The following is a 6,921-nucleotide window of genomic DNA, read 5'->3' as shown; positions in this document are numbered from 1 at the left end:
ATCGAGTTGGGATTGAACATCGCCCTCAAATTGCCGATCTAAAAGTGGAAGTTGGTCGTTGGGAAAGTGACACAATGATTGGCGGACACCATGCAGGATTTCTAGTCACTCATGTGGATAAAGCTTCAAAATTTTTGGTAGCGAGTCTCGCCAAAAATAAAACAGAAAAAGCCATTAATACTGTCACAATCGAAGAGTTTTTACATCTGCCTTCTTCTCGTCAGAAAACATTTACATTTGATAACGGGAAGGAATTTAGTGGTCACAAAGAACTGGCTAAAAAGCTGGAAGTATCCTGTTATTTTGCCAATCTTTATCATTCGTGGAAGCGATAACTAAACGAGTATACAAATGGAATGCTTTGACAGTTTTTTTCAAAAGTAACAAATTTTAAAAGTTTCATTAAAAACTCAATATAGCAATCCTAAATAGTTTGCGGAAATAGATCGGCTAAAAACCCCATTCTGTAACGATCTATTCTGGAAACAATCCGAAAACGACGTCGTACTGCTATACACGGATCGATAACCGTAGGAAGGGGGATTTTCGCCCTCAGAAGACTGACCTATAATTCGATCGAGATTTCTCGTTTCGACCCCACTCCGCCGTCAATCCCCGAAACTCTTGGCTGCACTCGCGTCAGTTTTCATCGTCCTCACCCTCTCCCTCCTCATCAACCGCATCGCCACCGTCGCCTTAACCCTCACCGGATTGTCCCGACAAGCGGCGCAGTTTCAAGCGCGATCGGCGTTTACTGGAGCGGGATTTACCACCGACGAAGCCGAACGAGTTGTCAACCATCCCGTTCGACGGCGAATTATTATGTGGTTGATGCTGTTGGGAAACGCGGGAATCGTCACCACCATTTCCTCGCTGCTGCTAACGTTTACCAATATCGGCCAGTCGGAAAGTTGGGTGCTTCGCGCCGTGTTACTCGGCGTCGGGTTGTTGGTATTGTGGGGGTTGGCGACGAGTGCGTGGATCGATCGCTATCTGTCTCGCCTGATTCGTCGCGCCTTGCGACGGTGGACGCATCTCAACGTCCGCGATTACGCTAGTTTGCTGCACCTCAGTGGTGAATACACCGTCACGGAATTGGTGGTGCAAGAATCGGATTGGGTGGCCGATCGAAAATTGAAAATGTTAGAACTGCGCGAAGAAGGAATTCTCGTGTTGGGTATTCGTCGCGCCAACGGCCGCTATGTGGGAGCGCCGAAAGGAGAAACCTCAATTCACGCCAACGACACCTTGCTTTTATACGGCCGTTTGTCTCAACTGTCCGAACTCGACGAACGGCGAGCGGATTTACTCGGCGAACGCTCCCATCACCAAGCGGTCGAAGAACAACAACGGATGTTGGAACAACAAGATCGAGAAGAAGCTGCCGATCGAGAAGGTGAAAAGCCCCGAGAGAACGGCTGAGCTGAAACGCTGAAACACGGTCGGCTCGAGTCAAAAACCTTTTCGGTTTCCCCGAGAAAGCTGGGCTGAAAATGCCAAACTTCCTTTGGCACTTCTCGATCGCTCGCAAACGACAGACGCCAAACACGGGACGGTAACGTTGGCAAAATTGGTAGGAGAACGGCAGCGATCGCCATCGATCTCGTCGGGGTTGGATTGCGCGATCGTTGTTTAATCTTTTTTTAATCTTATCTTTAACAACGTTCCTGTGGAAACTGTGGAAAACCTCTCAAACCTCTGTTCGATTGGGGGTTTCTTCATCCACATCCCCTGTGGAAAAACTGTGGAAAAACGGGGTGAGTTATCCACAGACTCGCGGAGATCGAACGGTATACCCTCGATTTTCTCTGACTCGATCTCGCCAGAACGGTTCGGAAGATCGGACGTTCGGTCGTACAACGAGCTGAGATCGTTGAGTCCGATTCAGGTTTCGCTCGCCCCTCCCTCGAAGGGCTGTTTCCGTTTAGCTTGGCGGTCGGCTTCGGCTTCGAGTTCTTGGTTGAGAAAATAGTTTAGAAACGTCCGAATGACAGCGATCGCCCCGAGTTTCCCCAAAGCTTCAAAAGATGGAGCGACGGTCGTGGCCAGAATGTCAGCCCCGAGTTGGAACTCTAACGCCATCGCCAGCCAAGACCCGAAACACAATCGAGTTTTCAAAAATAGAACGTCGTAAACCTGCTGTCGATACCGAAGGAACAACCGCAATGTTGCGATGAATCCTAACAGAACGCACAGTACGGAAACAGCTTCTAACGCCAGCCTCGACAGGTTGACGATTGCTAAGAGTCCCTGTTCGATGGCTTCCATCGCTCGTATTTCGCGTAATACTCGATCTCGATGGTAAGGCAAGTCTGGCGCGATCGCGAACTCTCGAACCCTCGATTCGCCCTCGCTTCAGTCGCGAGTCTATTTATAGAATGGCGATCGTCAGTCAAAGTCGTTTTCCCAAAATTACCAAATCCCGCAATACGCCATCGAGTTCGGCGACACAGGGAAGATAGCCCCACTCATCAAACCCGAACTGCTCGAACAAGCGCAGGCTCGGCGTGTTGTGGGCGAAAACAAATGCTAAAACAGTTTTTAAGTGGAGTTTGGGGCCTTCGCGAACGGCTAAATCGAGCAATTGCGAGCCGATACCTTGATGTTGGTAGTCTGGATCGACATAAATTCCAAGTTCGGCGGTGGCGGCGTAAGCCGGACGGCCGTAAAAACGGCGAACGCTCAACCAGGCGACGACGCGACGGTCTCGTTCGGCGACCCACAACGGATAGCAGTTGGGAACGTGGCTGCGAAACCAAGGACGGCGACTTTCGACCGATACGGGTTCGAGGTCGGCGGTCGCTTTCCGGCCGGGGATGGCGGCGTTATAAATTGCGACGATGGCGTTGAGATCGCGTTCTCGAGCGTGGCGAATAGAGAGGAGCGGGCGATCGTGACGAGTCACGGCGTTGGATTGGAAAACGACAGCAAGACCCGGTTAATTTCGGGCTAATCTCAATTTAACTTAGAGAGGTTTCAACTCGTGTATTCTGGATACACTTTGGCACTCTCCCAGAAATCCCACTCTGGCTTCAACAACTCGACCCGTCCGACCGTATCCACCTCATCAATGCCATTCGTCAGAGACTTTCGATCGAGTCAATCGGACGATCGCCGAGTAAAAACGGCAAAACTGCTTGCCAAAAATATAATAAATTTCGAGCAATGCACGGGTTATCTTCAAGTGCGATCGTCGTGTTTAGTTCAGCGATACAACTGGTCTGCAATCGGACATCGTGTCAATCTTTCAGCTAACGCACTCTCAGATCGAACGTGAAAGAGAGATCGTACGAGCCTCGATGAAGCTACAACGACATTTTTCCTCAAACGAGGATCGAACAATAGTGAAAAGCTGCTCGACTTGCAAACGTGACACCATTGGAGTTCAACCCCAAATCTATGCCACAAGTGCTGCAATATTATTGTTAACTCTATCACAAATTCGTTAATTTTGGGTTAAAAAAAAGGTTTTTTTTAGGCAGCGATCGCTTGAAATGGTTTTCAAGAAAAGCTGATTTTCGATGTTACAGTTAGCGAAGGTAAAGCTAAGTTGAAATTTACCTCGATCGAGAGGCGGGTAACGATACACTGTAGCTAACCCCCTAGCAGTCTTAAATTTTGAAGGAGCGGTCGATGATTCGAGCAACCCCACCAAAAGCCGACCCAGCTCACGACGTACTTCATTACAGACCCGATCCCCTGAGTGCGATTTTTTCGCCCAAAACCGTCGCCGTCATCGGCGCGACCGAAAAACCTAACAGCGTCGGACGCACGGTCTTGTGGAACCTCGTCAGCCATCCTTTTGGCGGGACGGTCTTTCCCGTAAACCCCAAGCGTCCGAGCGTTCTGGGAATTAAAGCTTATCCCGAAATCGGAGCGGTTCCCGAAGCCGTCGATCTCGCCGTCATCGCCATTCCTGCCCCCGGCGTTCCCAACGTCGTTCGCCAATGCGTCGAAGCGGGTGTTAAAGGGGCGATTATTCTCTCAGCAGGTTTTAAAGAAATCGGGCCCGAAGGGGTCGAACTCGAACGACAAATCCTCGAAGCCAGCCGAGGCAAAATGCGGATTATCGGTCCCAACTGTTTGGGCGTGATGAGTCCGCTGACGGGAATCAACGCTACCTTTGCCGGAACGATGGCGCGTCCGGGGAACGTGGGCTTTATCAGTCAAAGCGGCGCGCTCTGTACCTCGATTCTCGACTGGAGTTTTCAGGCGAACGTGGGCTTTAGTGCCTTTGTCTCCATCGGCTCGATGCTGGATGTAGACTGGGGCGACCTCATTTACTATCTTGGCGACGATCCCCGTACTGAAAGCATCGTCATGTACATGGAATCGATCGGCGATCCGCGATCGTTCCTTTCTGCAGCCCGAGAAGTCGCTCTGACCAAACCTATCGTCGTCATTAAAGCCGGACGCACTGAAGCCGCTGCCCAAGCCGCCGCCTCCCACACCGGGGCGTTAGCAGGTAGCGACGAAGTCCTCGACGCCTCCTTCCGGCGATCGGGGGTGTTGCGGGTGTATCACCTGGCGCACCTGTTTTACATGGCGGGATTGTTGGCCAAGCAGCCCCGTCCCAAAGGCCAGCGTTTGACAATTCTCACCAACGCCGGAGGTCCGGGGGTTCTCACCACCGATACGTTGATTACAGAAGGCGGACAACTGGCCGAACTGTCGCCAGAGACGATAAAGGCGTTAGACGAGATTTTGCCGTCCCAGTGGAGCCACGGCAACCCCATCGATATTTTGGGAGATGCCGACCCAGAACGTTACGCCCAGTCGTTAGACGTGGCGGCTAAAGACCCCAACAGCGACGGGTTGTTGATAATGCTGACGCCGCAAGCCATGACCGACCCGACGCGTACCGCCGAACAGTTGAAACCTCACGGCCTCGAACGCACCTACAAGAAACCGATTTTTGCCAGTTGGATGGGTGGAGCGGAAGTGGCCACCGGGGCGAACATTCTCAATCAGGCGAACATTCCCACGTTTCCTTATCCAGATACGGCGGTGCGGATGTTCAACTATATGTGGCAGTACAGCCGCAACTTGAAGAGTCTCTACGAAACACCAGCTTTGACTGGGGACGAGGACGAGGAAATAGCGACGAAGCGCGATCGCGTCAAGGAATTTATCGACGCCGCTCACGCTCACGATCGATCGCTGCTGACGGAGTACGAGTCGAAGCAACTACTGGCCAGTTACGGCATTCCCACGGTAGACACGCGCATGGCGAAAACCGTTGAAGAGGCGATCGCAGCGGCGGAGGATATCGGCTATCCGGTCGTGTTGAAGCTGCTTTCGGAAACGATTACCCATAAAAGCGACGTGGGTGGGGTGCAGTTAAACCTCAACGACGCCGAAGCCGTAGAAAAAGCGTTCGATCGCATTTATGCCCGTGTCAGCGAACTGCACTCGTCTGACGACTTCCAAGGGGTGACGGTTCAGCCGATGTTGAAACTCGACGGGTACGAGTTGATTATCGGCAGTAGTTTAGACGCGCAGTTCGGCCCGGTGTTGTTGTTCGGGACGGGGGGTCAACTCGTGGAAGTGTTCCGCGATCGAGCTTTAGGACTCCCGCCGTTGAACACCACCTTGGCGCGGCGGTTGATGGAAAACACGAAGATTTACAAAGCCCTCAAAGGCATTCGCGGCCGCGACCCAGTAGATTTGGAAGCGTTGCAACAGTTACTCGTGCGCTTCTCCCATTTGGTGGTCGAGCAACCCTGGATTAAGGAAATCGACATCAACCCGCTGCTAGTGAACTCTCAAAGGATTGTCGCCCTCGACGCCCGTGTGGTACTGCATCCGCCGGATACAGACATTGACACGCTGCCGAAACCGGCCATTCGTCCTTATCCGATGCAGTACGTCGAACCCTGGACGACGCAAAAAGGTATTCCTTTAACGATTCGTCCGATTCGCCCAGAAGACGAGCCGATGGTGGCGAAGTATCACGAGGAGATTTCGGACGAAAGCGTGTATTTGCGCTACGCTCATATGTTTAAGTTGAGTCGGCGCGTCGCTCACGAGCGACTGTCTCGCTTGTGTTTTATCGATTACGATCGCGACATGGCACTGGTGGCGGATTATAAAGATCCGAAAACTAAAGAGCATCATATTGTGGCGATCGCCCGTCTGACCGCCCGCAAGAAACGCATTCGCGAAGCGGAGTTTTCGATGTTAGTGGTCGATCGATTCCAATATCAAGGATTGGGAACGGAGTTATTGCGCCGCCTCATCGAAATCGGACGGGCCGAAGGGTTCAAGCTCATCTTTGCAGAAATCCTCTCGGACAACGGCGCAATGCAACGCATTTGCGAGCGGTTAGGATTCCACATCGAACGAATTTTAGGCGAGTCGATGGTTCGCGCCGAACTCCCACTCAATCCTCCTAGTAACGAGTAATCTCATGATTGTGACCGTTAAAGTCAAACCCAATTCTAAGCAACAGTCGATTATCGTTGAAGATGACGGTAGTTTTACGGTTCGCTTACAATCGCCTCCAATCGACGGGAAAGCGAATAAGGAATTGGTGAAGTTGTTGGCGAAGCGGTTTGGGGTTCGTAAGTCTCAGGTGACAATTCGATCGGGAGAAACTTCGCGTATCAAACGCATTGAAATCCCCGAAATTCCCAATTAATGAAAAACCGGGTTTCTTGGGAGAAATCTCTCAAAGAAACCCGGTTGTTTGTTCGAAAAGTGAAGTGCCGACGATTGAATCATACAGAATCCGATACTGGTTTTGCCCAACTCGACAAGTCTCTCTGTGTGTCCTCTGTCTCTCTGGGCGTGAAGAGTGCTTGAAAGCGAACCAAAAAGAAACCCCCTCAAGAGCTGAGGAGGTTTCTTGTAAAAAATTAACCTGGCACTGAGCTATCTTCCCAGGGGGCAACCCCCCAAGTATTTTCGCCGCTGAAGCGT

At 51.5% G+C, this 6,921-nt stretch carries 6 protein-coding genes and 1 pseudogene; 5 read left to right on the top strand and 2 right to left on the bottom strand.

Translation table 11 applies throughout. The features are described 5' to 3' along the window. The 3 genes and pseudogenes from POG22_RS15850 to POG22_RS15840 form a co-directional block, all read left to right on the top strand. Positions 1 to 362 (top strand): annotated as a pseudogene (locus POG22_RS15850) (IS30 family transposase); the annotation flags it as partial. Between the two features lie 262 nt (positions 363 to 624). Continuing rightward, the gene (locus tag POG22_RS15845) at positions 625 to 1,422 is read left to right on the top strand and encodes a TrkA C-terminal domain-containing protein (protein ID WP_498906328.1); all 798 of its coding nucleotides are present in this window, start codon (positions 625 to 627) and stop codon (positions 1,420 to 1,422) included. Positions 1,423 to 1,507: 85 nt separating this feature from the next. Continuing rightward, entirely contained in the window at positions 1,508 to 1,636 is a 129-nt protein-coding gene (locus POG22_RS15840; RefSeq protein ID WP_498906327.1) for a hypothetical protein, read from the top strand. Positions 1,637 to 1,884: 248 nt separating this feature from the next. Here POG22_RS15840 and POG22_RS15835 read toward each other — a convergent pair whose 3' ends face one another. Together POG22_RS15835 and POG22_RS15830 are read right to left on the bottom strand one after the other, a co-directional pair. Further along, positions 1,885 to 2,277, bottom strand: coding sequence for a DUF1622 domain-containing protein (locus POG22_RS15835; protein WP_498906330.1), 393 nt, complete (start codon positions 2,275 to 2,277; stop codon positions 1,885 to 1,887). Positions 2,278 to 2,392: 115 nt separating this feature from the next. Next, positions 2,393 to 2,905 (bottom strand): GNAT family N-acetyltransferase, encoded by a 513-nt coding sequence (locus tag POG22_RS15830; protein ID WP_498906326.1) that lies wholly within the window; start codon positions 2,903 to 2,905, stop codon positions 2,393 to 2,395. A 728-nt stretch (positions 2,906 to 3,633) separates the two neighbouring features. Here POG22_RS15830 and POG22_RS15825 point away from each other — a divergent pair. Next, complete coding sequence (locus tag POG22_RS15825) at positions 3,634 to 6,405, top strand: bifunctional acetate--CoA ligase family protein/GNAT family N-acetyltransferase (protein ID WP_498906324.1); 2,772 nt, start codon at positions 3,634 to 3,636, stop codon at positions 6,403 to 6,405. A 4-nt stretch (positions 6,406 to 6,409) separates the two neighbouring features. After that, positions 6,410 to 6,640, top strand: a complete 231-nt coding sequence (locus POG22_RS15820; RefSeq protein WP_017660664.1) for a DUF167 domain-containing protein — start codon at positions 6,410 to 6,412, stop codon at positions 6,638 to 6,640. The last annotated feature ends 281 nt before the right edge of the window (positions 6,641 to 6,921 follow it).

The sequence above is a fragment of the Geitlerinema sp. CS-897 genome, from assembly GCF_028368005.1.
Lineage (GTDB): Bacteria > Cyanobacteriota > Cyanobacteriia > Cyanobacteriales > Geitlerinemataceae > Baaleninema > Baaleninema simplex.
The sequence above is the reverse complement of the archived record's forward strand: the minus strand, read 5'-3'. Positions and strand labels throughout refer to the sequence as shown.

Coding starts and splice junctions, on each gene's coding strand:
- POG22_RS15825 (WP_498906324.1), top strand. CDS start 3,634: ATGATTCGAGCAACCCCACCAAAAGCCGACCCAGCTCACGACGTACTT.
- POG22_RS15820 (WP_017660664.1), top strand. CDS start 6,410: ATGATTGTGACCGTTAAAGTCAAACCCAATTCTAAGCAACAGTCGATT.